Genomic DNA, 24,938 nt, shown 5'->3' with positions numbered 1-24,938 from the left:
CCCGCCCCGTTCGTCACGGCGCGCGCTTAGAGTGCGGAGGTCTGTGACCGGGGAGGGGGCGCATCGTGCGCAAGGGGGTCAAGGCTGCCGTCGTCGGCAGTGTGTTCGCGGTGATGGTGGGAGGGGCCGGGTACGGCGCCTACAACTTCGTCTCCGCACTGAGCGGTGACGGCGGAACGGCGGCCGCGAGCGAGCCGGACCCGGTGCGGACCGGGCCGCCGAGCAGTGCGGAGGTTCAGGAGACGTCCCGCGCGTTCTTCACGGCCTGGGAGCAGGGCCAGGGTGTTAAGGCGGCGTCGTACACGGACTTCGCGGAGGCGGCCGAGCCCGTGCTGACGTCGTTCGGGCAGGACGCGCACCTCACCGACGTGAAGATCACGCCGGGCGCGGCGCAGGGCCGTACCGTGCCGTTCTCGGTGAAGGCGACGGTGTCGTACGACGGGAAGTCCAAGCCGCTGGCGTACGAGAGCCGGCTCACCGTGGTGCGCGGGGAGACCACCGGGCGGGCGCTGGTCGACTGGGAGCCGTCCGTCGTGCACCCCAGCCTGAAGGACGGTGACATCCTTGTCACCGAGGAGGCGGCGAGCCCGCCGATCGAGGCGGTGGACCGCAACGGCACCGTGCTGGCGAAGGACAAGTACCCCTCCCTCGGCCCGATCCTGGACGAACTGCGCGCCCGCTACGGCGACAAGGCCGGCGGCACGCCCGGCGTCGAACTCGCCGTCCGGCACACCGCCACCGAGGCCGCCGACACCACCCTGCTCACCCTCTCCGAGGGCGAGCCCGGCAAGCTGCGCACGACGCTGAGCGCGACCGCGCAGGCGGCCGCCGAGAAGGCGGTCGCGCAGTACGACGAGTCCTCCGTGGTCGCCGTCAAGCCGAGCACCGGCGAGATCCTGGCCGTCGCCAACAACCGGGCGGACGACTGGAACGCGGCCTTCCTCGGTGAGGTGGCGCCCGGCTCGACGATGAAGATCCTCAGCGCGGCGATGCTCATCGACAACGGGCTCACCAGCATGAACGGTCCTGCGCCCTGCCCGGACTCGGCGATCTCGGAGAGCCAGACGTTCCACAACCTCACCGGTATGACCCCGAACGAGAACGCCACCCTCTCGGAGAGCTTCGCGCGTTCCTGCAACACCGCCTTCATCAAGTTCGCGGACGAGGTGCAGGTGGACTCCCTGACCCGGGAGGCGCAGGAACGGTTCGGTATCGGCCGCGACGACTGGAAGGTCGGCGTCCCCTCCTTCGACGGCTCGGTCCCCGCCGCCGGCGGCCCGGACACCGCCGCCAACCTGATCGGCCAGGGCCAGGTGCAGATGAGCCCGCTGAACATGGCGTCGGTCACGGCGACCGCGATGACGGGTGCCTTCCGGCAGCCGGTGATCGTGCCGCAGAGCCTGGACGGACGTGAACTGGCCAAGGCGCAGGGGCTGTCGGGGAACACCGTCGCCCAGCTGCGCGCCATGATGAACCGCACCGCCACCAGCGGCACCGCCGCCTCCGTGATGTCCGGGCTGCCCGGCAGCATCGGTGCGAAGACCGGGTCGGCCGAGGTCGACGGCAACGCCAAGGCGGACAGCTGGTTCACTGGCTACCGCGACGACATCGCCGCGGCGGCCATGGCCCAGCAGGGCGGTCGGGGCGGCGAGGCGGCGGGCCCGATCGTGGCGGCCGTGCTGCGCGCGGGTGGCTGACGTCACCCGCACAGGCGGGGACTCTAGGGTGGTGCCGTCGTTGGGGACTGTGAGGACCACGAGGCCGGTACGGCCGTAGGGCCGCGCCTCGTAGGGGCGGACCCGGGATTGCGCGGAGGATCGGGAAGCAGTGGGCAAGAGAAGGCGCGTCGCCGAGCGACGGAAGACGAGGCCCGCCGTGATCGGCGGTGTGATCGCCGTGGTCGTGGGCGGCGCCGGCGTCGGTGCCTACGCGCTGTTCGGCACCGGGGCCGCGGCCGAGAACGGCACGTCCATCGCGGCCGACGGCGAGCGGGAGAAGTCGGTGAAGACCGGTCCGCTGTCGGCGAAGGAGGTCACCACCGCCGCCCAGGCGTTCCTGACGGCCTGGCAGCGGGGCGAGACGACCGGCGCGGCGGCCGTCACCGACGACGCCACGGCGGCGAAGACACTGCTGGCCGCCTACGCCAAGGACGCCCACATCGAGAACCTCACGCTCACCCCGGGCGCGCGCACGGGCGACACCGTGCCGTTCACGGTGAAGGGCACGGTGTCGTTCGAGGACGTCAGCAAGCCGCTGACGTACCGGAGTTCACTGAAGGTCGTCCGCCGGGCCGCGGACGGCAAACCGCTGGTCGGCTGGCAGCCGTCCGTGCTCCATCCCGACCTGCGCGAGGGCGACCGGCTCGTCACCGGCGAGGCGGGCACGCCGCCGGTCAAGGCGCTGGACCGGGACGGCGACGAGCTGACCACCGAGCGGTACGCGTCGCTGGGGCCGGTGCTGGACGGGCTGCGCGAGAAGTACGGCAAGACGGCCGGCGGCAAGGCCGGCGTCGAGCTCCGGGTGGTGCGCGGCAAGGACTCTCAGCAGCAGAAGCTGTCCGACAAGACGGTCCTGGAGCTGAGCGAGGGCACGCCGGGCGAGGTGAAGACGACGCTCAGCGCGAGCATGCAGACGGCCGCGGAGAAGCAGGTCGCCTCCCGCGCGCGTGCCTCCGTGGTCGTACTGCGGCCGTCCACGGGCGAGATCCTGGCGGTCGCGAACTCCAACCCCGGCTTCAACACCGCGTTCCAGGGCTCGCTGGCGCCCGGCTCGACGATGAAGGTCATCACGTCGTCGCTGCTCATGGAGAAGGGCCTCGCCTCGCCGGACGAGGAACATCCGTGCCCCAAGTACTTCTCGTACGGCGGCTGGAAGTTCCAGAACGACGACAAGTTCGAGATCAAGGGCGGCACGTTCAAGGCGAGTTTCGCCCGGTCCTGCAACACGGCGTTCATCAGCCAGGCGCCCGAGCTGGACGACGACGACCTGACCAAGCAGGCGCAGCAGGTGTTCGGCCTGTCGCTGAACAACTGGGCGGTCGGTGTGCCGACCTTCGACGGTGCCGTGCCGGTGCAGTCGGCCGCGCCGATGGCGGCGTCGCTCATCGGTCAGGGCGGGGTGCGGATGAACCCGCTGAACATGGCGTCGGTGTCGGCGACGGTGAAGGCGGGCGTCTTCCACCAGCCGTACCTGGTCGCCCCGTCCGTGGACGACCGCACACTGGCCACGGCCTCGCGCACGATGTCCGGGGACACGCTGGCGAAGCTGCGCGAACTGATGGCCTACACGGCGGCGTACGGTACGGCGGCGGAGGCGATGGCGGGGGTCACCGGTGACGTCGGCGCCAAGACCGGCTCCGCGGAGGTCGACGGGCAGAAGAAGCCCAACGGCTGGTTCACCGCGTACCGGGGCGATCTCGCCGCCGCCGGTGTCGTCCAGTCGGCCGGGCACGGCGGGGAGACGGCGGGGCCGATCGTGGCGGCGCTGCTGAAGCAGGGCGGCTGACGGCGGCTTCCGGTCAGCCGCGTACGGGGGTGGGGGCGGCCATGTAGGTGCGCCGCAGGAAGCGGATCAGCGCCTTCATGTCGAACTGGACGACCGCGGTCCCCTGCGGGGAGTGGAACTCGATGACGGCCTGCACCCGCCCGCACGGCCAGACCCGGACATCTCCGGAGCCCGCCGGGGCGCGCAGGCCCTGTTCGAGGAGGTCCCGGGAGAAGGTCCACTCGTGCGGGCCGGGCAGGCCTATGCGGACCGCGCGCGGGTCCTGGTCCGGGTCGTAGCGCAGAACGACCGGAATCGCTCCCCGCTCGTCCAGTACCTGGACATCGGCGTCCGTGACGATATGGGCTCGCGCGTACTGCTCGACTACGGACATCGGGCGACCCCTTACCGTGCGTGACCTGTGCGGAAACTGTGAATCCGTTTCCCATCCAATGTCCCATATTTCCTGGCTTACGCCCGCTGGAGACTCTTATCTCATCTTCACAACGGGGACCGGCTCGCTCTTGCAAAGCGTTCGCATTAAGCCACATCATCGAACCGTGCATGTACCTGACGGATTCATCAACGCCCCGACCTCCGCCGTGGCCGGAGTCGTCGCCGCCGGCGCCATCGCCGTGAGCCTGCGCGGCGCGCGCCGGGAGCTGGACGAGCGGACGGCGCCGCTGGCCGGTCTGGTGGCGGCGTTCATCTTCGCGGTGCAGATGCTGAACTTCCCGGTCGCGGCCGGGACCAGCGGCCATCTACTCGGCGGCGCCCTCGCCGCGATACTCGTCGGCCCCTACACAGGCGCCCTCTGTATATCCGTCGTCCTGCTGATGCAGGGCCTGCTCTTCGCCGACGGCGGCCTGACCGCGCTCGGCGTGAACATCACCGACATGTCGGTCGTCGGCGTCGGCGTCGCCTACGTCGTCTTCCGCGCCCTGGTGAAGGTGCTGCCGCGCACCCAGCGGTCGATCACCGCCGCCTCCTTCGTCGCCGCGCTGATCTCGGTGCCGGCCGCCGCCCTCGCCTTCACGGCGTTCTACGCGATCGGCGGCACCACCGACGTCGCCATCGGCAAGGTCGCCACCGCCATGGTCGGCGTGCACATCCTGATCGGCATCGGCGAGGCCGCGATCACCGCGCTGACCGTCGGCGCCGTCATCGCCGTACGCCCGGACCTCGTGTACGGCGCCCGCGATCTGCGCCGACCGCTCAAGCTGCGGGTGGGCGGCGAACTCGTCGACGCCCCGGCACCCGAGGCGCCCGCGCCCGCCGCCCGGACCCCGCACCGCACCCTGTGGATCAGCGGCCTCGTCACCTCCCTCGTCCTCGCCGGGATCGTCAGCTTCTACGCCTCCGCCAGCCCCGACGGCCTGGAGAAGGTCGCCGAGGACAAGGGCTTCGCGGAGTCCGCCGAGGACCACCACTACGCCGACGGCCCGCTCGCCGACTACGGCGTCAAGGACGTCGACAACGCCCGCCTCTCCGGCGGCCTGGCCGGTGTGATCGGGGTGGGCGTGACCGTCGTCGCGGGCAGCGCGGTCTTCTGGGCGGTGCGCCGGCGCCGTATCGACGAGGCGCCCGACGCCTCGCCCTCCAGCACGAGCGTCTGACATGGGTGCGGGGCACGCCCACAAGCTCTACCGGCGGGCCTCGTCACCCGTGCACGCCCTCCCGCCGCACACCAAACTCGCCGCCACCTTCGCCTTCGTCGTGGTCGTGGTCTCCACGCCACGCGAGGCGATGTGGGCGTTCGGGGCGTACGCCGTACTGCTGGGCGTGGTCGCCGGGTTCGCGCGCGTGCCCCCGCTGTTCCTGCTGAAGCGGCTGCTGATCGAGGTGCCGTTCGTCGCGTTCGCCGTGCTGCTGCCGTTCGTGGCGGAGGGCGAGCGGGTCGAGGTGCTGGGCATGTCGCTGAGCGCAAGCGGACTGTGGGGCGCCTGGAACGTGCTCGCCAAGGGCACCCTGGGCGTCGCCGCGTCCGTCCTGCTGGCCGCCACCACCGAACTGCGGGAGCTGCTGCTCGGCCTGCAACGGCTGAAACTGCCGCCGCTGCTGGTGCAGATCGCGTCCTTCATGATCCGGTACGGCGATGTCATCACCGACGAGATGCGGCGCATGCGGATCGCCCGGGAGTCACGCGGGTTCGAGGCACGCGGCCTGCGGCACTGGGGCGTGCTCGCGAAGTCGGCGGGGGCGCTGTTCATCCGCTCCTACGAGCGCGGGGAGCGCGTGCACCTGGCGATGGTGAGCCGGGGGTACGCCGGCGTCATGCCCGTGATCGACGAGGTGACCGCGTCCCGGGCGCAGTGGTCGTACGCCCTCGCCCTGCCGTGTGCCGCCCTGATCGTGTGTCTGCTGGGATGGGTGCTGTGACTGACGTTTCCCTGGAGGTCTCGGGCCTCGCCTTCGCCTACCCCGACGGGCACCAGGCCCTGTTCGGCGTGGACTTCCGCATCGAGCGCGGCGAGCGGGTCGCGCTGCTCGGGCCGAACGGTGCCGGGAAGACCACGCTGGTGCTGCACCTCAACGGCATCCTCGGCGGCGGTACGGGCTCGGTGCGGGTCGCCGGGCTGCCCGTGGACCGCACCCACATGGCCGAGATCAGGCGCCGGGTCGGCATCGTCTTCCAGGACCCCGACGACCAGCTCTTCATGCCGACCGTCCGCGAGGACGTGGCCTTCGGACCGGCGGCGGCCGGACTGAAGGGGGCGGAGCTTCAGGCGCGGGTGGAGCGGGCGCTGGAGCAGGTCGGGATGGCGGAGTTCAGGGACCGCCCGCCGCACCATCTGTCCTTCGGGCAGCGCCGCCGGGTGGCGGTCGCGACCGTGCTGGCGATGGAGCCGGAGATCCTCGTCCTGGACGAGCCGTCGTCCAACCTCGACCCCGCCTCACGCCGCGAACTCGCCGACATCCTGCGCTCCCTGGACGTGACCGTGCTGATGGTCACGCACGACCTGCCCTACGCCCTCGAACTGTGCCCGCGCTCACTCGTCCTGAGCGAGGGCGTGATCGCGGCGGACGGCCCGACCGGCGAACTGCTCTCCGACGACGCCCTGATGCGCGCCCACCGCCTGGAGCTGCCCTTCGGCTTCGACCCGCGCTCGGTGCCGACGGGCGCGTGACCCGGCGCCGATCGGGGTTACCCCGGGTTGCTACCCCCTGGTAACAACAGCCGGACTGCTGGCCAGTACCTTGTGCTCGATGTAGTTGCCGGGTTCACGTTTTTTCCTGGGGGAGGCCACCTTGACCGACGAGGGCACCGCTGTCGACACCCGTCCGAGGAAGATCATGTACGTCGCCGAGGCCACCTCGCACGGCGGCCGTGAGGGCTATGTCACCAGCCAGGACGGGCAGATCGAGCTGAAGGTGGCGATGCCGCCGGAGCTGGGCGGTGACGGCAACGGCACCAACCCCGAGCAACTGTTCGCGGCCGGCTACAGCACCTGCTTCCACAACGCCCTGATCCTGGTCGGCAACCGGTCCGGCTACGACCTGACCGGCTCCACGGTCGCCGCGAAGGTCGGCATCGGCCCCAACAAGCAGCGCGGCTACGGACTCGCCGTCGCCCTGAGCGTCTCCCTGCCGGTCCTGGACGCGGACATCGCGGCGAAGCTGGTGGACGAGGCCCACGAGGTGTGCCCGTACTCCAACGCCACCCGCGGCAACATCGACGTCACGATTCTGCTGGGTTGAGTCAAACCGGCCGAAACAAAGGAATCGCAGGCTGTCCGTGCACGTTGCACCCACTGTCGCGGGTGAGTGAAGTGAACGGAGTACGGACGTGGACGTGAACGGCACAGTGGCCGACGGCTTCGAGCCGGTCAGGGAAGCGTTCATACGGAACTTCGAGGTGCTCGGCGACCGGGGCGCCGCCGTGACCGTCTACCGGGACGGGCGCAAGGTCGTCGACCTGTGGGGCGGCACGAAGGACGTCGACGGGACGGCGCCCTGGGAGCACGGCACCGCGCAGATCGTGCGCTCGGCGACGAAGGGCGTCGCCGCCGCCGTACTCCTGCTGCTGTGTCAGCGGGGCGAGCTGGACCTGGACGCGCCGGTCGGGGAGCTGTGGCCGGAGTACAAGGCGGCGGGCAAGGAGCGGACGCTCGTACGGCATCTGCTCGCGCACCGGGCCGGGGTGCCGGTGCTGGACCGGCCGCTGACCGTGGCCGAGGCCGCCGACCCGGACCTCGGCGCGGCGGCGGTGGCCGCGCAGGCGCCGGTGTGGGAGCCGGGGACCGCGCACGGGTACCACGCGCAGACGTACAGCTGGCTCGTCGGTGAGGTGGTACGGCGGGTCAGCGGGCGTTCGGTCGGGCGGTGGATCGCCGACGAGATCGCCGGGCCGGTCGGGGCCGAGCTGTGGCTCGGGCTGCCGGCCGGTGAGACCGCGCGCGTGGGGCGGGTCGGCAAGGTCGAGGCGCCGGAAGCGGCGAACGGGCTGAGGACGCGGCCCAAGCGGGCGGTGTCCGACGCGTACGCCGACCCGGACTCCGTCACCCGCCGTGCCTTCGCCGCGATATCCCCGCTGCCCGACGAGAACGACCCCGTCTACCGGGCCGCCGCCCTGCCCGCCTCCAACGGCATCGCGACGGCGGACGGACTCGCCCGCTGCTACGCCGCGCTGATCGGCGAAGTGGAGGGCGGGGTACGGCTGTTCACACCGGAGACGGTGGAGCTGGCGCGCGCGGAGGAGTCGGCGGGGCCGGACCGGGTGCTGGTCGTCGGCACCCGCTTCGGGCTCGGCTACATGCTGCACGGCAGCGCGTCCCCGCTGCTGTCCCCCACGTCGTTCGGCCACCCGGGGCGCGGCGGCGCGCTCGGCTTCGCGGACCCCGAGTCGGGTGTCGCGTTCGGCTATGTCACCAACGGCTTCCGCAAGAGCGTGACGGCGGATCCGCGGGCGCAGGCGCTGGTGGGGGCGCTGCGGGGAGTGCTGTCCTAGTAGTGCCTGGTCAGGTTCAGTCACTGGTGGCGTGTCCGTTTGATCGGGTGTGTCGTTGACCTGTTGTGATGGGTGGGGAGCTGGCCGCGGTCCGGTGCGATCTGGAGGACTTCGCGGCAGAGATGTTCGAGCCGTTCTCGCGGGCGGATCAACGCCGGTGGGGCCAGGTCTATCTGCGGGGCCTGCTGCTGGACGGCCGGCGCAAGTCGGTGGAACCGATGGCCGCCCGGCTGGGCGAGGACGGCAACCGGCAGGCCCTGGCGAACTTCATCACCACCAGCCCGTGGGACGCGGCGCATGTCCGCGCTCGCCTCGCCTGGCGGATGCAGCACGTGATCAAGCCGACCGCGCTGATCGTCGATGACACAGGCTTCCTCAAGGACGGGGACGCCTCGGCCTGCGTGGCCCGGCAGTACACCGGAACCGCGGGCAAGGTCACCAACTGCCAGGCCGGGGTGTCCCTGCACCTGGCCTCCGACGACGCGTCGGCTGCTGTCGACTGGCGTCTGTTCCTGCCCGAGAGCTGGGATCCCGCCTCGCCCAAGGCCGATCCGGGCAAGGTGGCCCGCCGCACCAGATGCGGCATCCCCACCGACGTCGGACACGTCGAGAAGTGGCAGCTGGCCCTGGACATGATCGACGAGACCAGGTCGTGGGGCATCGACGTCCCGCTCGTCGTCGCCGACGGCGGCTATGGCGATACCGCAGCTTTCCGCCTCGGCCTGGAAGAACGCGGGCTCGACTACGCGGTCGGCATCTCCACCACGACCACCGCCCACCCGGAAACGGCACGGCCGCATACCCCGCCCTACGGCGGTCGCGGACCCCGGCCCCAGCCGGTCTATCCCGAGGCGGCCAAGACGGTGAAGAAGCTGGTCATCGAGGCCGGCAAGCAGACAGCCCGGCCGGTGCAGTGGCGGGAAGGCTCCCGCCCGGGCAGCGGCCGCAGCGGCGTGAAGCGCATGTACTCCCGCTTCGTGGCCCTGCACGTGCGGCCCGCCGGACGCGAGATCCGCAAAGCCTGCGACGGCCCGGAGCTGCCCGTCTGCTGGCTGCTGGCCGAATGGCCCGCCGACCAGCCCGAACCCGTCCAGTTCTGGCTGTCCAACCTGCCCGCCGACACCCCACTGGCCACCCTGGTGCGCACCGCGAAACTGCGCTGGCGCATCGAGCACGACTACCGCGAGATGAAACAGGCCCTCGGCCTGGCCCACTTCGAAGGCCGCACCTGGCGAGGCTGGCACCACCACGTCACCCTCGTCTCCGTCGCCCACGCCTTCTGCACCCTCCAGCGCATCACCCGGTCCCCAAAAGAGACGGCGTCGGCCTGAGCCTCTACAAGGTCGCCCGCGAACTGCAGCTACTCCTCGCGGTCTGGACCGGCGCCTGCCCCACCTGTCACCGCAACATGCCAGAACCGATACCCACCTGACCAAGCACTACTAGGGCCTGTTGCGAAAGTGGCCTCGTCGCCCGGAGGGCGGCCGCGCGGCGTCCGGTGCGTGCTCTCGGCGTGCCGGGCGTCGCGCGGCAGAGGCCACTTTCGCAACAGGCCCTAGCGGGTGCCGGCGAGGGCTTGGCGGTACCAGGGGGCGCATTCCTTGAACGCCTCCATGAAGGGGGCTCCCGGGTCGGTGCTCAGCAGTGACCACAGGGCGCTGCTGTCGTACCAGCGGTCCACGGTGACCAGTGCCAGCGGGCGCCGGGCGCCGGGGCCGTGGGCGTCGAGTCGGTGCAGGGCCTCGTCGAGGGTGATCTCGCCGGTGGGCAGGGGCAGGTCCAGGGCCCCGCAGACGGTCGTGAGGAGTTCGCGCAGGGTCACCGGCTCGGGGTGCGCGGCGTGCAGGACGCGGCCCGCGGTCGGTGTCGGCTCGTGGGGCGCGAGGGCCAGTTCGGTCAGGGCGCGGGCGAGGACGGGCGCCGAGATCAGGGACAGGCGGGAGTCGGCGCCGTTCACCCAGTGGGGCAGGCGGCGCAGCAACCGCGCGAGGCCGGGGACGACCCAGGTGTCGCCCTCGCCGTAGACGAGGTACGGGCGTACGACGGTGCCGCCGGCGGCCAGGACCAGTCGCTCGCCGGCGAGGCGGGTCGCGCTGGTCGGGGAGACCGGCGCCTCGGTGATACGGCCCTCGCGCTCGCCGCGGTGCGGTCCGTCGCCGTACACGGCGGCGGTGCCGAGTTGCACGATCCGGCGTACGCCCGCCCGGGCCGCCTCGGCGAGGAGGGCGCGGGTGCCCTCCTCGTTGACGGTCCGGCACTCCTCGGGGGTGCCGCCGATGCGGGAGGCGAGGTGGAGGACGGTGGTGACGCCGTCGCACAGTCCGTGCAGCGAGGCGGGGTCGGCGAGGTCGCCGTGCGCGGTTTCCAGGCCGCCGCCGGTGGCGTCGGGGCCGGGGCGGTGGTGGGTGAGCAGGCGGAGGGCGGGGCCGTCGGGGGCGGCGGACGCGGTCCGCAGGAGGGGGACGACATGCGAGCCGATGAAACCGGTGCCGCCGGTCACCAGTATGCGTTCGGGGCTCAAGTGCGGCCTTCCGCCGGGGATCGGTGATCAGAAGTGTCGTGGCGTCACTTTTCTACAGGGACGGCGCGATGAGCAAGCGGCCCCGGATCCCCGGGTTCTCCCGGGACCCGGCACGGCAGCCGAGGGCGTGACGGCCCGTCTTCGCGGAAGTCGACCCGCTCCGGACGCCGCCACGCCCCTGGGTATCGGCGGTTCGGCCGTGAGGAATGCCGGTCAGACGTGAATCGGGTGGGACGTGCGCCCCGACGCCGAGTCGATCTCGTCGTGCGCCTTGGTCAGCAGGCGCATGGCGAGTTCGTTCAACGCCCTTGCCCCGGCGATCTCCTCGCCGACCCTCGGCTGATTCGCGTCGGTGTGGTGCCTGCTGGCCTGTCCGTGGGCCCGCACCTCGGAACCGTCGGGCAAGCGCACCAGCGCCGCCGCCTTCGTGTGGGTGTCGTCCTCCTGGAACTCGAGCTCGACATGCCATCCCACAGTGGTGTGCATCATGATGATCACCTCCGGATCACCTGGACTCCAGGATCATCTGCTCCCGGGATCACCTGTCTCCGGGATTGCTTCCAGGGTGCTCCTTGACTGCCCGACTTGTCGCGTTCCCGGCGCTCTTGCCGTGTTACGGACCTGCGGACGCCGCCGCGACCACGGCCGCCGTTCACTGCCGTGGGGCACCAAGGCGGCATGCGCTGTTGCCTGACCGCTCCCCAAGCCGCCCGCTCAGCCCTCGCATCCCTCTCCGCGCTCCCCGCTCCCCACCACGTCCTGCGCTCCGCCGCCCTCGTCACTCCCGTCGTCCTGCACGCCCTGCGCACCCGGCACTCCGGCCCAGTCGCCGCCGTCCAGTTGGAACTGGTCACGCTGGCCGAGGACCACGCCGTGCTCACCTGGTTCACCGGCGTACCCGGCACCGACGACGGGCTCGGCCAGATGATCCCGGCGATCACCGAGGGCGAGGTGGTGTACGGCACCCACCCGGCCCGACTGAACCGGGTCGCCGGCGAGGACCGCCCGACCGCTCACCACCAGGTCGAGCTGACCGGCCTGGAGCCCGGCCAGACGTACTACTACCAGGCCCGCTCCCGGGGCGTCCCCGCCACTCCGACGCCCCTGCACCTGGCCGGCGGCAACGCGGTGGGCACCTCGCCGCACGGCCTCGGCACTCCCGCGGGCCCCTACTCCTTCACCACACCCCAGCCCCCACCGGGCCGCCATCTCCTCTCGATCGCCCTCTGCAACGACCTGCACCTGGGCGAGACGACGGCGGGACTGGTGGCCGGACTCCCCCTCCTGCGCGGCGTCTCGCAGGCGCCGGGCCGGGCCCCTTACCCGGAGATCATGAGCCGGGCGGTGGTCGCGGAGGCCCGGCGGCGCGGGGCGGATCTGCTGCTGGCCGCCGGGGACATCTCGGCGGGCGGCGCGCCCGGCGACCTGGCGACGGCGAGGCGCATCCTGGACGGTTTCGGCGTGCACGGACGCGACTACTTCGTCGTACGGGGCAACCACGACCGCGCGGGCCCCGAGGACGACCCCTTCCACAGGGCGTTCCTCAGCGCCCCCGGGGATGCCACGTACTTCGCCCATGAGGTGGGCGGCCTGCGGATCATCGGCCTGGACACCTACGAGAAGGCGGGCAGCGGCGCCGACGCGGGCGGGATGGGGGCGGAGCAGCTGGCGTGGCTGCGGGCGCGGCTGCGGCAGGCGCGGGAACAGCCGACGCTGGTCTTCGGCCACCATCCGCTGACGGTACGGCACTCCCTGTTCCCGGTGAGCGCCGGCCAGCGCCTGGCCCGTCGGCAGGCCCGGGCGATCCTCGCGGCCTACGCGGCGGCGCGGGGCGTCTTCCTGCACCACGCCGGCCACACCCACCGCAACAAGCGCACGGTCCTGGACGAGGCGCCGCACGTGACGTTCCAGGAGGTCAGCGCGGTGAAGGACTACCCGGGCGGCTTCAGTCTCCTCCGTATCCACTCGGCCGGTTACGCCCTCAACCACTACACGCCCCGCGACACCCCGGCCCGCGTCTGGGCGGAACGCAGCCGCCGGATCGCGGGCGGCCTGTGGCCGCACCACGCCCTCGGCCACTCGGTGACGGACCGCAACAGCGTCGCGGCCCACGACCTCTCGGGCATCACCCGCCCCAAACGTGACGCGTTCACCTCATATCTTGCTCAAGTTCCCTTCCCCTCTGATCGGTTCAGGTGTTCTGATCAACCTGACCACACCGGCCCTCACCTGGGGCCGAACAAGCAACTGCAAGGTCGCTAAGCGTTCCGTCCCTGAGGAGAGTGCCCCATGGGCCGTTACGCCACGGCGCCCGCCCTGCTCGTCCTGATGTTCACCGCAGCCTGCTCGGGAGCCGGCGCCACGCAATCGGCGCTCGACCTGCCCGCCGATGCGGAGATTCTCATACCTGAGACCAGGGGCGGCGGCAGCACTGACCTGCCTGTTTTCAAACCAGAAACAGACGTATACACCATCTATGCCACCTGCACCGGCAAAGGCAGGATGACAATCGTCGACCGCAACAATCCGGGGGACGACCCCAGCAAGATCGGTTGCAACGGGCCTATCACCGTTGGGCGAGTCTTTACGGAAATCACCACCCAGAAGCTCTCTGTCCAGATACGCGGTGGCACCGCCAATTGGACACTTGCCGTTGTGTCCGGCGAGCACCCCGTGTGACGGGCACGGGGATTTCCCGGTAGCCCGGGTGGTTGGGCCTTGGGCGGGCGACTCAGCCGAGCATGAGGCCGATTCCCACCACCACCAACCCCGCGGCGGCGATCCGCGCCGCCCCGAAGCGCTCCTTGAAAACCACGGCACCGATGGCCGCGCCCACGATGACCGAGGACTCGCGCAGGGCGGCGATGGGCGCGAGTTCGGCGCGGGTCTGCGCCCAGAGGATCAGGGCGTACGCGCCCACGGACAGCGCGGCACCCAACAGCCCCAGCCCGAGGAACGGCCGCAGGCGCGCGACGGTCTCCGCGCGCCAGACGCACACCGCGTACGCCGGTATCACGACTCCCTGCACCGCCATCAGCCACGCCACATACCCGAGCGACGACCCCGACGCCCGCACGCCCAGCCCGTCCACGACGGTGTACACGGCGATGGACAGCCCGGTCGCCAGCGCCGCGCCGATCGCCCGCCAGTGGGGCTGCCGCCCGCGCAACCCCCACAACGCGGCGCCGGTCAGCCCCGCACAGCTCACCGCGATCCCGGCCACGACCCATCCGTCGGGCACCTCGTGCGCGAAGACCGCGGCCAGCACGGTGACGACGAGCGGCGCACTGCCGCGCGCGATCGGATAGGCCTGCCCGAAGTCACCGAGCCGGAAGGACTTCATCAACAGCGCGTAGTACGCCATGTGCACCGCGGCCGACAACAGCAGATACGGCCACGCCCGCGCCGCCGGCACCGCGACGAACGGCAGCAGCGCGAGCCCGATGACCAGGCCACCACCCGATATGAGCGCGAACCCGACGAGCTTGTCGGTGATGCGGTGGGCGATGGCGTTCCAGCTCGCGTGCGTCACCGCCGCGAGCAGGACGGCCGCGGTGACCAGTGGGGTCACGCAGTGCGCTCGCGGACGTCCACGAGGGTGCCGCCGGCGTGGGTGATCAGCGCCTTGGGTTCCATGGGGAAGACGGTGTGCGGCGTTCCGGCCGCCGCCCACACCACGTCGTGGTCGAGCAGCGAGCGGTCCGCGAGCACCCGCGTCCTGCTGCGATGCCCGAACGGCGGCACCCCGCCGATGGCGTACCCGGTCGTCTCCCGTACGACGTCGGCGTCGGCCCGCGTGACCTTCCCGGCGCCGAGCTCCTGCCGCACCAGCTCCACGTCGACCCGGGACGCCCCGTCCATCAACACCAGCACGGGAACCCCGTCGGCGGCGAAGACGAGCGACTTGCAGATCTGGCTGAGCTCGCACCCGATGGCCGCGGCGGCCTCGGCGGCGGTACGGGTGGCGTCGGGAAACCGGCGGATCCGCGCCTGCAGCTCACTGAGCCCGAGGGCGTCGAGCGCGGCGGCGAAACGGGGATGGGCACTGCTAGTGGTCATGAAGGGCACGCTAGCGACCCGTGTACGGCACATGCGACTGAGTTAGGCCGACCCACACGCTGAGCAGCTGCTCCGCGCGCCCCCGCCGATACGCCGTGGCGCTCCCCGATCATGGCCGATATGTCCCGTTACCTGTTCGACAACACCGACGCGCGCACGCCCGACCGCTTCTCCGTCCTGGAGTCCTGCTACGACCCCTTCTCGCGCCGCCAACTCCAGCTCACCGGCCTCGCGCCCGGCTGGCGGTGCCTGGAGGTCGGCGGAGGAGGCGGTTCACTGGGCGACTGGCTGGCCCAACAGGTCGGCCCGGGCGGCGAGGTCACCATCACCGACCTGGACCCTCGCTGGGCACAGTCACGCCCACACCCTCCCCAGGTGCGCCTCCTCCGCCACGACATCGTCAACGACCCGCTCCCGGGCGAGGGCTACGACCTGATCCACGCCCGCCTGGTCCTGCTGCACCTGCCCGAACGCCTGGACGTCCTGGACCGTCTGGTGGCGGCACTCCGCCCCGGCGGCCGGCTGGTCCTGGACGAGTTCGACTGCACCTGGACGCCGATCCTGGCCGCCCCCGACGAGGAATCGGCGTCCCTCTTCCAGGACCTCCATTCCGCCCTCCTCACCCAACTGGAGAAGGCGGGTGCCGACGTACGGTGGGGCGTGCGCACGCATGCCGCGATGACGAAGGCGGGCCTGCACGAGGTCACGTCCATGACGTACGGCGAGTCCTGGGCGGGAGGCGGCAAGGGCATCTCCTTGCACCGCGTGAACATGCAACAGGCGAGGGAGGGCCTGCTGGCGGACGGCGTCACGGAGGCCCAGCTGACCCGCTTCTACGCGCTGCTGGACGACCCGGCGTTCGTCGTCAACTCGTACCCCCTGATCAGCACGCGGGGCCGGGCGTAGGCCAGTCGGAGACGTGCGTCAAGAAGTCCGACCAGGCGGCGGGAGTGACGGTGAGCTGTGCAACGCCGGGCGCCTTGGAGTCGCGGATGTGGATAGTGGCGGATGTGATGGCTATTTCGACGCAGTCACTGGGGTTGCTGCTGTCGCTGTAGCTGCTCTTGAACCAGTGGAGTTCCGGCGTGCTCATAGTCTCCCCAGGGCTTGCTCGATGAAGGCCAGGGACTCCCTCGGCGTGAGAGCCTGGGCCCGGATGATGCCATACCGCAGCTCAAGGACCCGGAGGTGCCTCGGGTCCGAGACCGGCCGCCCACCGAACTCGTCGTCGGTGCGCCCCAATGCCGTACCGTCCCCGAACTTCAGCATCTGGATTCGCCCGCCTGTTCCCGGGTGGTCCGCGCACGACGTCGGCATCACCTGGAATTCGACGTTCGGCAACTGAGCCACCTCCAGCAAACGTTCGAGCTGTCGACGCAGGGTCATTGTCCCCCCGACCGGGCGTTCGAGCGTCACCTGCTCCTGGACAAAGCTGAGCTCAGGAGCAGGGACCCGCTCGAAGATCGACTGTCGAGCCACCCGTGCGGCCACGGCACGCTCCAGTTCGTCGTCCGACAAGCGGGGGCGCCACGTCTGCAGCAGCGCTCGCGCGTACTCCGGCGTCTGCAACAGCCCGTGGATGTTGTGGTTGCCGTACAGCTGGAGCTCCACCGCACGCCCCTCCAACTGCGCGAGCTCCCGCACCTTCTGCGGATACCTGGCCCTGCGCATGTCCTCCTTGAACGCCTTCAGATGTCCACCGGCGTTCAGCACCTCATCGGCCCGCTCCAGGAACTCCACCCGGGGAATGCGCGCTCCCCGCTCGATCTTGCGGATCATGTCCTCGCCGTAGCCGACCGCCCTCGCGAACTCGGCAACCCGCATCCCGGCTTCCTCCCGGCAGAGCTTGGCCAGGCGCCCTACCGCCTCCACCAACGGCGCGTTCTCGTCCCCCGGCTCGACGTCCCAACCGGCCTCGTCCACACCCTCGTTACTCATGCCCACCCACCTCCAACGGGCTTCCGTTCCCCCGCGACACCCGAGACAGCCAAGACAAAACGAGACAACGCCGAGACAGTCCCGGTACGCACAGGCGTCACCCCACGTCAAGGCAAGCACGTTCCGCCACGCTGAGTGACATGAACCAAGAAGCCGCCCCCGCCGAGCCCCAACTCGACCACCCCATCCGCAACTTCACCGTGCTCCTGTCCCCCACCCCACGCGGAGCCCGCCTCGCGCGCCTCCTCGGTGTCGAACAACTCCGCGCCTGGGGACTCCCGTTGCACCCGGCGGAGCACATCCTCGCCGAGCTCGCCGCGAACGCCGCCACCCACGGCCGCGTCCCGGGACGCGACTTCCGCCTGACGCTCTACGTCGTCGGCGACACCCTCCGCATCGAGGTCACCGACACCCGCGGTGACCGCCTCCCCCGGCTCACCCACCCCACCCCACACACCGACTCCGGCCGCGGCCTCCTCCTCGTCGACACACTCGCCGACCGCTGGGGCGTGACCCACGGCCCACAGCCACGCAAGACGGTGTGGGCCGAACTACACAAAGGACAATGTGTACACATGGGACGCGATGCACCTTTGGTGCATGACGCAGATGCCCATAGAGTCCATCCGTGACGTGCGCGCTCATCTGGCCGAGGTGGTCGAGCGGGCCGACCGCGATGACACGCCTACGGTCATCACCCGGCGCGGCAAGCAGGTCGCCGCCGTCGTGTCGATCGAGGTCCTGCGCAAGTACCAGGAGTGGGAAGAGCGCGAGATCAACCGGATCATCGACGAGCGGATGGCCAACCCGGCAGCCGGCATCCCGATCGAGGACGTCATGAGGGAGACGCTGGAGCGCAGTGAGTAAGTACCGCACTGTCTTCCGGCCAGAGGCTCAGGCAGAGCTCCCCAAGATCCCCCGGGACATGGCGCTCCGCATCCTGGTCAAGCTCACGGAGCTGGAAAGCGACCCGCTCGGCTGTAACACCACCGCCCTTGTCTCGCAGCCGGACCGACGCCGACTCCGCGTCGGCGACTACCGCATCATCTACACGATCGACAACGGAGAACTGGTGGTGTGGGTCGTTCACGTCGGCCACCGCTCCACGGCCTAGGACGCCTGAAAAAAGCCGGTGAGGGCAAGCCCCGTCCCCACGGTGCCCTCACCGGCCGGCTCTCAGGAAGCCGTCACCGCGTCATGCGCGGATCAGCTCCCGGTCCTCGTCCTTGGATGCGCGGTCCGCCGCCGTGCGCAGGCCCTCGCCCTCCACGTCGACGTTGGGCAGCGCGCGGTCCAGCCACTTCGGCAGCCACCAGGCCTTCTTGCCGAGCAGCGCCAGCACCGCCGGGACGATCGCCATGCGGACGACGAACGCGTCGAAGAAGACCGCGATCGCCAGGCCGAAGCCGATCATCTTCACCATCGACTCGCTGGAGCCGATGAAGCCCGCGAAGACCGCCATCATGATGACCGCCGCGGCCGTGACGACCCTGGCGCCGTGCCGGAAGCCCGTCACCACCGCCTGGCTGGGCTTCTCCCCGTGGACGTAGGCCTCCCGCATCCGTGTCACGAGGAACACCTCGTAGTCCATCGCCAGACCGAAGACCACGCCCACCATGAAGATCGGCATCATCGACATGACCGGACCGGTCTCCTCGACGCCCATCAGCCCCGACAGCCAGCCCCACTGGAAGACCGCGACCACCGCGCCCAGCGCCGCCATCACGCTCAGCAGGAAGCCGAGCGCCGCCTTCAGCGGGACCAGGATCGAGCGGAAGACCACGATCAGGAGCAGGAACGCCAGACCCACCACCAGGATCAGGTACGGGATCAGCGCGTCGTTCAGTTTCTCCGACACGTCGATGTTCATCGCCGTTGAGCCGGTGACCAGCACCTCCGCGTCCGTGTCGGCCTTGACCTGCGCGCCGGTGTCACGGATGGCGTGCACCAGGTCCTCGGTCGTCACCGACGACGGCTTGGAGTCGGGGATCACGGTGATCGTCGCCGTGTCGCCGCTCTCGTTTGGCACCGGTGGCGTCACCGTCACGACGTTCGCGAGGCCCTTGATCTCGTCGGTCACCTCACCGAAGGCGGCCTGCGGGTCGTCGCTCGTCTTGGCGTCGACCACCACCATCAGCGGGCCGTTGAAGCCGGGGCCGAAGCCCTCCGACAGCAGGTCGTACGCCCGGCGCTGTGTCGTCGACGTCGGCTGGGAGCCGTCGTCGGGCAGGCCCAGTTCGAGCGACGCCGCCGGGACGGCCGCCGCACCGAGGCCGAGCACGCCCAGCAGGAGCACGGCGACAGGGCGGCGTACGACGAAGCTCGCCCAGCGCGTGCCCATGTTCGGGCGCCCCCGCTTCGAGGCGCGCGTTCCGCCCAGCAGCTTGCTCTTCTCGCCCGCCGGACGCACCTTGCGGCCCGCGTAACCGAGCAGCGCCGGAATCATCGTCAGCGCGATCAGGACCGCGATGGCCACCGTGCCCGCCGCCGCGATGCCCATCTTCGTCAGCATCGGGATGTTGACGACCGACAGGCCGACCAGCGCGATCACGACCGTGAGGCCCGCGAAGACCACCGCCGAGCCCGCCGTGCCGACGGCCCGGCCGGCCGCCTCCTCGCGCTCGCGGCCCTCGGCCAGTTCCGCCCGGTAGCGGGAGACGATGAACAGCGCGTAGTCGATGCCGACCGCGAGGCCGATCATCGTGGCCAGGGTGGAGGTCGTCGAGCCCAGGTCCAGGGTGCTCGCCAGCGCCGTGATCGTCGCGACGCCGATGCCGACGCCGATGATGGCCGTCAGCAGCGGGAGTCCGGCCGCGAGCAGCGAGCCGAAGGTGATGACGAGGACGACCGCCGCGACCCCGATGCCGATGATCTCCGTGGCACCGGTCTCCGGCGTCGTCTGGAGCGCGTCACCGCCGATCTCCACGGTCAGCCCGGCGTCCCGCGCCTCCTGCGCGGCCTCCTGAAGGGCTTCTCGTGACGAGTCCTCCAGTTCCATGCCGGAGACGTCGTACTTGACCTGCGCGTACGCGATCGTGCCGTCCCTGCTGACGGCCTTCGCGGCGAACGGGTCGGCGACGGAGGCGACCTCGGAGCCGTCGGACAGCTCCTGGACGGTGTCCTCGACCGTCGACTTGTTGGCGGCGTCGGTCATCTTCTCGCCGGCCGGCGCCTTGAAGACGACACGGGCGGTCGCTCCGTCGGCGCTCATACCGGGGAATCGTTCCTCCAGCAGGTCGAAGGCCTTCTGGGCCTCGGTGCCGGGGATCGAGAAGGACGTGGTGCCGGGCGTGGGCGCGCTGGCCGCGCCGACACCGGCGAGGGTCAGCAGCGCCACCCAGATCAGGGCGACGAAGTGCCGTCGCCGGAAGGCGAGTCGGCCGAGTTTGTAGAGGAACGTGGCCACGAGGGCGTACTCCCGGTCAGTCGTGGGGTGTTTCAGGGCAGGGGAGATCAGCCCGACGAGTGAGCGGTCGCGTCAGGTGCTGGTACTGGCTGAGAGGGTGCTCAGGCGGTGGGGACGCCGAGAGCGGGGAGGACCACGGCGTCGATGTACGAGATGAGGAAGGCCTTCGTCGGCGGCAGGTCGTCGATCAGCGCCCGGGTGGCGAACGCGCCGAGCATCATGTGCACGACGTAGTTCAGCGCGGGGTTGTCCGCCCGGACCTCACCCCGGTCCACCGCCCGCTGGATCAGCTTGCGGAACTCCTGCGTTTCCGGCTCCACGAGCAGTTCCTTGAACGCCCGCATGAGGTCCGGGTTGGTGTGCGCCGCCATGGCCAGACCCCGCATCAGCGCGGCGTTCTGCTCCATGGTGCAGTCGTCCTCATGGGCCATCAGGGCGTGGAAGTCGCCCCGCAGGGACCCGGTGTCGACGTCGGCGATGTTGCCCGGTTTGTTGTGCCGGATCGCCCTGGCCACCAGCTCGGCCTTGCCGCCCCACTGGCGGTAGAGCGTCGCCTTGCTGGACTTGGTACGGGCGGCCACGGCGTCCATGGTCAGGGCGTCGTAGCCGACTTCCCGGAGCAGTTCGAGCACGGCCTCGTACAACTCGGCCGCTCGCTCGGGTGTGATCCGACTGCGACGCGCCGTTGCGACCTCAGTCATGCGACTCACCCTTCCCGCTCGGTCATCCGTCTCCGTACGACACGGTCTCGTACACGAACGAATGTAGCGCAGGACCTAGGGAAACGAAACCGTTTCGTACGTGTCTCGGGTCACGTGTCACACGTCGTCGTGCGGATCGCGGCCGGATCGCGCCCGGATCGCGGTCGGATCGCGGTCGGATCGTGGCCGGTATTTTCACGACTTGCTCCGGTACGTCCCGGGGGCAAAGCATGGGAAGGTGACCTATTTGCGTCTCCCCCACCTCAGCGGTGACCTGCTGTGCTTCGTCGCCGAGGACGACCTCTGGCTCGCCCCCCTCGACGGCCCGGGCCGCGCCTGGCGGCTCACTGTCGACCGCACCAAGGTCGGCCACCCCCGCTTCTCCCCCGACGGCCGCCGGATCGCGTACACGAGCTGGCGCAGCCTCGTGCCGGAGGTGCACCTGGTGCCGGTGGAGGGCGGTACCGGCCACCGCCTCACGTACTGGGGCAGTCCGGACACCCAGGTGTGCGGCTGGACCCCGGACGGCGACATCCTCGCCGTCGCCTCGCACGGGGAGCCGTTCTCGCACTACACATGGGCCTACAAGGTTTCCCCGGACGGCGACCCGGGCCGCAAACTGCCCTGGGGCCCGGTCGCGGACATCCAGGTCGCCGACATCGAGGACGGACACCGAACCCTGCTCCTCACCGGCACCCCACCCCACGAACCGGCCTCCTGGAAGCGCTACCGCGGCGGCGCGATGGGCCGCCTCTGGCTGCACGGGCAGCGCCTGCTCGACGACCTCGACGGCCATCTGCACTGCCCGATGTTCGTCGGCGGCCGGATCGCCTTCCTCTCCGACCACGAGGGCGTCGGGAACCTCTACTCGTGCGCCTACGACGGCTCCGACCTGCGCCGCCACACCGACCACGACGCCTTCTACGCCCGGCACGCCGCCGGCGACGGCACGCGGGTGGTGTACCAGTGCGCCGGGGACCTGTGGCTCGTCGACGACCTCGCCGCGGACTCGGCGCCCCGCCGTCTCGACGTGCGCCTGAGCGGTCCGCGCGCGGGACGGCGTACGTACCAGGTGCCCGCCGCCCACCACGTGGACGGCATCTCGGTCGACGAGACCGGGCGTGCGAGCGCGGTCGTCGTCCGCGGGAGTCTGTACTGGCTGACCCATCGCGACGGCCCGGCCCGCACCATCACCGACACCAAGGGCGTCCGGGTGCGGCTGCCGGAGATGCTCGGCTCGGGCGGCCAGGTCGCGTATGTGACGGACGCGGAGGGCGAGGACGCGATCGAGATCGCCTATCTGCCGCGCGCCACCGGCGACCGCCGGCCGCGGCGACTGGCCCAGGGGGAACTGGGCCGGGTGCTGGAGATGGTGTCCGACCCGGAGGGCGAGCGGCTCGCCGTCGCCGCGCACGACGGGCGGCTGCTGCTGATCGACGCAACGGAGGACTCGAACGGCGAGGTGACCGAGCTGATCCGGTCGATCAACGGGCCGGTGCGGGACCTCGCCTTCTCACCCGACGGCTCCTGGCTGACCTGGTCGCACCCGGGCATCGGCCGGACCCTGCGCCAGATCAAACTGGCCCGGATCAAGGACCGTTTCATCGTCGACGTCACCAACGGCCGCTTCGAGGACGAGAACCCGGTCTTCACCCGCGACGGCCGCTACCTCGCCTTCCTGTCCTGGCGCGGCTTCGACCCCGTCTACGACGTCCACACCGGCGACCTCTCCTTCCCGCTCGGCTGCCGCCCGTATCTGGTCCCGCTGTCCTCGGCCACCCCCTCCCCCTTCGCGCTCAACCCGGACGGGCGTCCCGCCGCCGGCGGCCTGGACCCGGTCGAGGACGAGGCCGGCGCCGAGGGCGGTGAGGGCGGCACGGTGACGGTCGAGGTCGAGGGCCTGGAGAGCAGGGTCACGCCCTTCCCGGTCGCCGCCTCCAAGTACTCCGGGCTGCTCCCGGTCGCGGGCGGCGGGCTGGTCTGGCTGCGCTGGCCGATCTCGGGCGCGCTCGGCGAGACCTTCGTCAACCCGGACGACACCAGCGGCCGCCCCACCCTGGAGTACTTCAACATCACCAAGGCGAAGAAGTCCGAACTCGTCGAGCACATCGACTTCTTCACCGTCAGCGGCGACGGCACCCGCCTCGTCGTGGTCGACGAGGGCGAGCTGCGCGCGGTGCCGTCCACCGAGGTCGGCGACAGCGACACGACGACCTGGATCGACGTACGCCGCATCATGCACGAGGTCGACCCGGGCGCCGAATGGCGTCAGGCGTACGAGGAGGCGGGCCGGCTCATCCGCGCCTACTTCTGGGAGCCCGGCATGTGCGGGATCGACTGGGACGCCGTGCTCGACCAGTACCGGCCGCTGGTCGAACGGGTCGCCTCGCCGGACGAGTTCGCCGACCTGCTCCGCGAGGTGCTGGGCGAACTGGGCACCTCCCACGCCTACGTCAGCGCCGCCCGCCGCAACGAGGGCCCGCCCCACTACCAGCGCCGACAGGGCCTGCTCGGCGCCAACTTCGTGCACCGCGAGGGCGGCTGGATGGTCAGCCGCATCCTCCCCGGCGACTCCTCCGACTCCAAGGCCCGTTCCCCGCTGGCCGGTTCGGGCATCCGCGAGGGCGCGGTCCTGACCCACGTGGACGGCCGCCCGGTCGACCCGGTGACCGGCCCCTACCCACTCCTCGCGGGCGCGGGCGGTACGACGGTGGAGCTGACGTTCACCCCGGCCGAGGGGGCGGGACGCTCCCGGCGGGTAGCCGTCGTCCCGCTCGTCGACGAACGCCCGCTGCGCTACCAGGACTGGGTGGCCAAACGCCGGGCCGTGGTACGGGAGTTGAGCGGTGGCCGGTGCGGCTATCTGCACATCCCCGACATGGGCGGCTCCGGCTGGGCCCAGTTCAACCGCGACCTGCGCATGGAGGTGTCCCGGCCCGCACTGATCGTGGACGTGCGCGGCAACGCGGGCGGGCACATCAGCGAACTGGTCATCGAGAAGCTGACCCGCACGATCCTGGGCTGGGACCTCACACGCAACGCCCAGCCGGTGTCGTACACCTCGAACGCGCCGCGCGGCCCGGTGGTGGCACTCGCTGACGAGGCCACGTCGTCCGACGGCGACATGATCACGGCCGCCTTCAAACTCCTCAAACTGGGCCCGGTCGTCGGCCAGCGCACCTGGGGCGGCGTCGTCGGCATGACCGGCCGCCACCGCCTGGGCGACGGCACGATCATCACCGTGCCGATGAACGCGGCCTGGTTCGACGCCTACGGCTGGTCCGTCGAGAACCACGGCGTCTCCCCCGACGTGGAGGCCCTGCGCACCCCCCTCGACTGGGCGGAGGGCCGCTACGCCCAACTCGACGACGCGGTCCAACTGGCCCTGAACCTCCTGGAAACAGAACCGGCGGCAACGCCCCCGGACTACAGCCACGTCCCAGACAGATCGAGACCGAAACTCCCCCCAAGGGCGTGAGGCTTTTCCCATAAGGCGCTTCGCTTTCCCAGGGGCGCCAGGGCAACTAACCCAGGGGCGCGGGGCTGTATCGATTTGCGGCTCCGCCGCGTGGGCGCGACCAACCCACCACAACCCGCACCCGAAAACACAACCCGCACCCGAACACGAAGAACGCAGGGCACCCTCGGAGAGCAAGGGCACCCTGCATTCACGGGCGAAGCCGATCAGACATCAGTCGTCAGGCGTCGTAGTCCTGATCGAACCGGTCCTGCTCCTCACGCCGCTGACGCTCCATCTCCTCGTCGTCACGCGGCTGGCGCCCCCGCTGCTGGCCACGCTCCTTGGCGTCGCCGATCTTCTGCTTGGCCTGCTCCTGCAGACGCTCCGACTTCTCCTGGAACTGGTCCTTCATACCCATGTGG

The 24,938-nt window shown here is 70.8% G+C and carries 25 protein-coding genes; 15 read left to right on the top strand and 10 right to left on the bottom strand.

Translation table 11 applies throughout. From position 1 onward, the window contains the following. The first annotated feature begins 65 nt into the window (after positions 1-65). Both I2W78_RS23170 and I2W78_RS23165 read left to right on the top strand, forming a co-directional pair. Complete coding sequence (locus tag I2W78_RS23170; RefSeq protein WP_196462191.1) at positions 66-1,697, top strand: penicillin-binding transpeptidase domain-containing protein; 1,632 nt, start codon at positions 66-68, stop codon at positions 1,695-1,697. Positions 1,698-1,827: 130 nt separating this feature from the next. Continuing rightward, positions 1,828-3,504, top strand: a complete 1,677-nt coding sequence (locus I2W78_RS23165) for a penicillin-binding transpeptidase domain-containing protein (RefSeq protein ID WP_196462190.1) — start codon at positions 1,828-1,830, stop codon at positions 3,502-3,504. A 13-nt stretch (positions 3,505-3,517) separates the two neighbouring features. Here I2W78_RS23165 and I2W78_RS23160 read toward each other — a convergent pair whose 3' ends face one another. Next, entirely contained in the window at positions 3,518-3,877 is a 360-nt protein-coding gene (locus I2W78_RS23160) for an SsgA family sporulation/cell division regulator (protein ID WP_196462189.1), read from the bottom strand. 166 nt (positions 3,878-4,043) lie between these two features. Between I2W78_RS23160 and I2W78_RS23155 the strand changes: the two genes are divergently transcribed. The 6 genes from I2W78_RS23155 to I2W78_RS23130 all read left to right on the top strand — a co-directional run bounded on the left by I2W78_RS23155 (position 4,044) and on the right by I2W78_RS23130 (position 9,762). Next, complete coding sequence (locus I2W78_RS23155; protein WP_196462188.1) at positions 4,044-5,099, top strand: energy-coupling factor ABC transporter permease; 1,056 nt, start codon at positions 4,044-4,046, stop codon at positions 5,097-5,099. 1 nt (position 5,100) lies between these two features. Beyond that, a complete protein-coding gene (cbiQ, locus tag I2W78_RS23150) occupies positions 5,101-5,862 on the top strand; it encodes a cobalt ECF transporter T component CbiQ (protein ID WP_196462187.1) in 762 nt (253 codons plus the stop codon). Then, a complete protein-coding gene (locus I2W78_RS23145; RefSeq protein ID WP_196462186.1) occupies positions 5,850-6,611 on the top strand; it encodes an energy-coupling factor ABC transporter ATP-binding protein in 762 nt (253 codons plus the stop codon). The genes cbiQ and I2W78_RS23145 overlap by 13 nt, the downstream gene beginning before the upstream one ends. 166 nt (positions 6,612-6,777) lie before the next feature. After that, on the top strand, positions 6,778-7,182 hold the full coding sequence (locus I2W78_RS23140; protein WP_196464685.1) for an organic hydroperoxide resistance protein: 405 nt from the start codon (positions 6,778-6,780) through the stop codon (positions 7,180-7,182). Between the two features lie 88 nt (positions 7,183-7,270). After that, the gene (locus I2W78_RS23135; protein WP_196462185.1) at positions 7,271-8,431 is read left to right on the top strand and encodes a serine hydrolase domain-containing protein; all 1,161 of its coding nucleotides are present in this window, start codon (positions 7,271-7,273) and stop codon (positions 8,429-8,431) included. Positions 8,432-8,499: 68 nt separating this feature from the next. Continuing rightward, positions 8,500-9,762 (top strand): IS701 family transposase, encoded by a 1,263-nt coding sequence (locus I2W78_RS23130; RefSeq protein ID WP_196462184.1) that lies wholly within the window; start codon positions 8,500-8,502, stop codon positions 9,760-9,762. 224 nt (positions 9,763-9,986) lie between these two features. Here the strand turns inward: I2W78_RS23130 and I2W78_RS23125 are convergent, their stop codons facing one another. Continuing rightward, positions 9,987-10,952 (bottom strand): NAD-dependent epimerase/dehydratase family protein, encoded by a 966-nt coding sequence (locus I2W78_RS23125; RefSeq protein ID WP_196462183.1) that lies wholly within the window; start codon positions 10,950-10,952, stop codon positions 9,987-9,989. 213 nt (positions 10,953-11,165) lie between these two features. Further along, on the bottom strand, positions 11,166-11,441 hold the full coding sequence (locus I2W78_RS23120) for a DUF1876 domain-containing protein (RefSeq protein ID WP_196462182.1): 276 nt from the start codon (positions 11,439-11,441) through the stop codon (positions 11,166-11,168). A 189-nt stretch (positions 11,442-11,630) separates the two neighbouring features. Here I2W78_RS23120 and I2W78_RS23115 point away from each other — a divergent pair, with 189 nt between their 5' ends. Continuing rightward, positions 11,631-13,214 (top strand): purple acid phosphatase family protein, encoded by a 1,584-nt coding sequence (locus tag I2W78_RS23115; RefSeq protein ID WP_196462181.1) that lies wholly within the window; start codon positions 11,631-11,633, stop codon positions 13,212-13,214. A gap of 27 nt (positions 13,215-13,241) precedes the next feature. After that, positions 13,242-13,631, top strand: coding sequence for a hypothetical protein (locus I2W78_RS23110; protein ID WP_196462180.1), 390 nt, complete (start codon positions 13,242-13,244; stop codon positions 13,629-13,631). Between the two features lie 52 nt (positions 13,632-13,683). On the opposite strand, the gene I2W78_RS23105 is transcribed toward I2W78_RS23110, so the two are convergent. Next, the gene (locus I2W78_RS23105) at positions 13,684-14,523 is read right to left on the bottom strand and encodes a DMT family transporter (protein ID WP_196462179.1); all 840 of its coding nucleotides are present in this window, start codon (positions 14,521-14,523) and stop codon (positions 13,684-13,686) included. Continuing rightward, a complete protein-coding gene (locus I2W78_RS23100) occupies positions 14,520-15,011 on the bottom strand; it encodes a YbaK/EbsC family protein (protein ID WP_196462178.1) in 492 nt (163 codons plus the stop codon). The genes I2W78_RS23105 and I2W78_RS23100 overlap by 4 nt, the downstream gene beginning before the upstream one ends. A gap of 120 nt (positions 15,012-15,131) precedes the next feature. On the opposite strand from I2W78_RS23100, the gene I2W78_RS23095 reads away from it, so the two are divergent. Beyond that, a complete protein-coding gene (locus I2W78_RS23095; protein WP_196462177.1) occupies positions 15,132-15,917 on the top strand; it encodes a class I SAM-dependent methyltransferase in 786 nt (261 codons plus the stop codon). Here I2W78_RS23095 and I2W78_RS23090 read toward each other — a convergent pair. Continuing rightward, on the bottom strand, positions 15,895-16,104 hold the full coding sequence (locus I2W78_RS23090) for a DUF397 domain-containing protein (RefSeq protein WP_196462176.1): 210 nt from the start codon (positions 16,102-16,104) through the stop codon (positions 15,895-15,897). The genes I2W78_RS23095 and I2W78_RS23090 overlap by 23 nt on opposite strands. Further along, complete coding sequence (locus tag I2W78_RS23085; protein WP_196462175.1) at positions 16,101-16,949, bottom strand: helix-turn-helix domain-containing protein; 849 nt, start codon at positions 16,947-16,949, stop codon at positions 16,101-16,103. The genes I2W78_RS23090 and I2W78_RS23085 overlap by 4 nt, the downstream gene beginning before the upstream one ends. A gap of 140 nt (positions 16,950-17,089) precedes the next feature. Here I2W78_RS23085 and I2W78_RS23080 point away from each other — a divergent pair, with 140 nt between their 5' ends. The 3 genes from I2W78_RS23080 to I2W78_RS23070 are packed head-to-tail and all read left to right on the top strand — an operon-like array spanning position 17,090 to position 18,063. Continuing rightward, positions 17,090-17,581: an ATP-binding protein gene (locus I2W78_RS23080; protein ID WP_230885557.1), complete on the top strand. Its 492-nt coding sequence runs from the start codon at positions 17,090-17,092 to the stop codon at positions 17,579-17,581. After that, a complete protein-coding gene (locus I2W78_RS23075) occupies positions 17,550-17,816 on the top strand; it encodes a type II toxin-antitoxin system Phd/YefM family antitoxin (protein ID WP_196462174.1) in 267 nt (88 codons plus the stop codon). The genes I2W78_RS23080 and I2W78_RS23075 overlap by 32 nt, the downstream gene beginning before the upstream one ends. Beyond that, entirely contained in the window at positions 17,809-18,063 is a 255-nt protein-coding gene (locus I2W78_RS23070; RefSeq protein ID WP_196462173.1) for a type II toxin-antitoxin system RelE family toxin, read from the top strand. Before I2W78_RS23075 ends, I2W78_RS23070 begins: the two co-directional genes overlap by 8 nt. Before the next feature lie 81 nt (positions 18,064-18,144). Here I2W78_RS23070 and I2W78_RS23065 read toward each other — a convergent pair whose 3' ends face one another. Both I2W78_RS23065 and I2W78_RS23060 read right to left on the bottom strand, forming a co-directional pair. Then, on the bottom strand, positions 18,145-20,355 hold the full coding sequence (locus I2W78_RS23065; protein ID WP_196462172.1) for an MMPL family transporter: 2,211 nt from the start codon (positions 20,353-20,355) through the stop codon (positions 18,145-18,147). A gap of 101 nt (positions 20,356-20,456) precedes the next feature. Then, positions 20,457-21,056: a TetR/AcrR family transcriptional regulator gene (locus I2W78_RS23060; RefSeq protein WP_196462171.1), complete on the bottom strand. Its 600-nt coding sequence runs from the start codon at positions 21,054-21,056 to the stop codon at positions 20,457-20,459. Positions 21,057-21,294: 238 nt separating this feature from the next. Between I2W78_RS23060 and I2W78_RS23055 the strand changes: the two genes are divergently transcribed. Then, entirely contained in the window at positions 21,295-24,534 is a 3,240-nt protein-coding gene (locus I2W78_RS23055; RefSeq protein WP_196462170.1) for a S41 family peptidase, read from the top strand. A 220-nt stretch (positions 24,535-24,754) separates the two neighbouring features. Here the strand turns inward: I2W78_RS23055 and I2W78_RS23050 are convergent, their stop codons facing one another. Then, positions 24,755-24,934 carry a hypothetical protein gene (locus I2W78_RS23050; protein WP_196462169.1) on the bottom strand — a complete coding sequence of 60 codons (180 nt, stop codon included), beginning with the start codon at positions 24,932-24,934 and terminating at the stop codon, positions 24,755-24,757. Positions 24,935-24,938: the final 4 nt, after the last annotated feature.

The organism is Streptomyces spinoverrucosus, from assembly GCF_015712165.1.
GTDB classification, from domain to species: domain Bacteria; phylum Actinomycetota; class Actinomycetes; order Streptomycetales; family Streptomycetaceae; genus Streptomyces; species Streptomyces spinoverrucosus_A.
The sequence above is the reverse complement of the archived record's forward strand: the minus strand, read 5'-3'. Positions and strand labels throughout refer to the sequence as shown.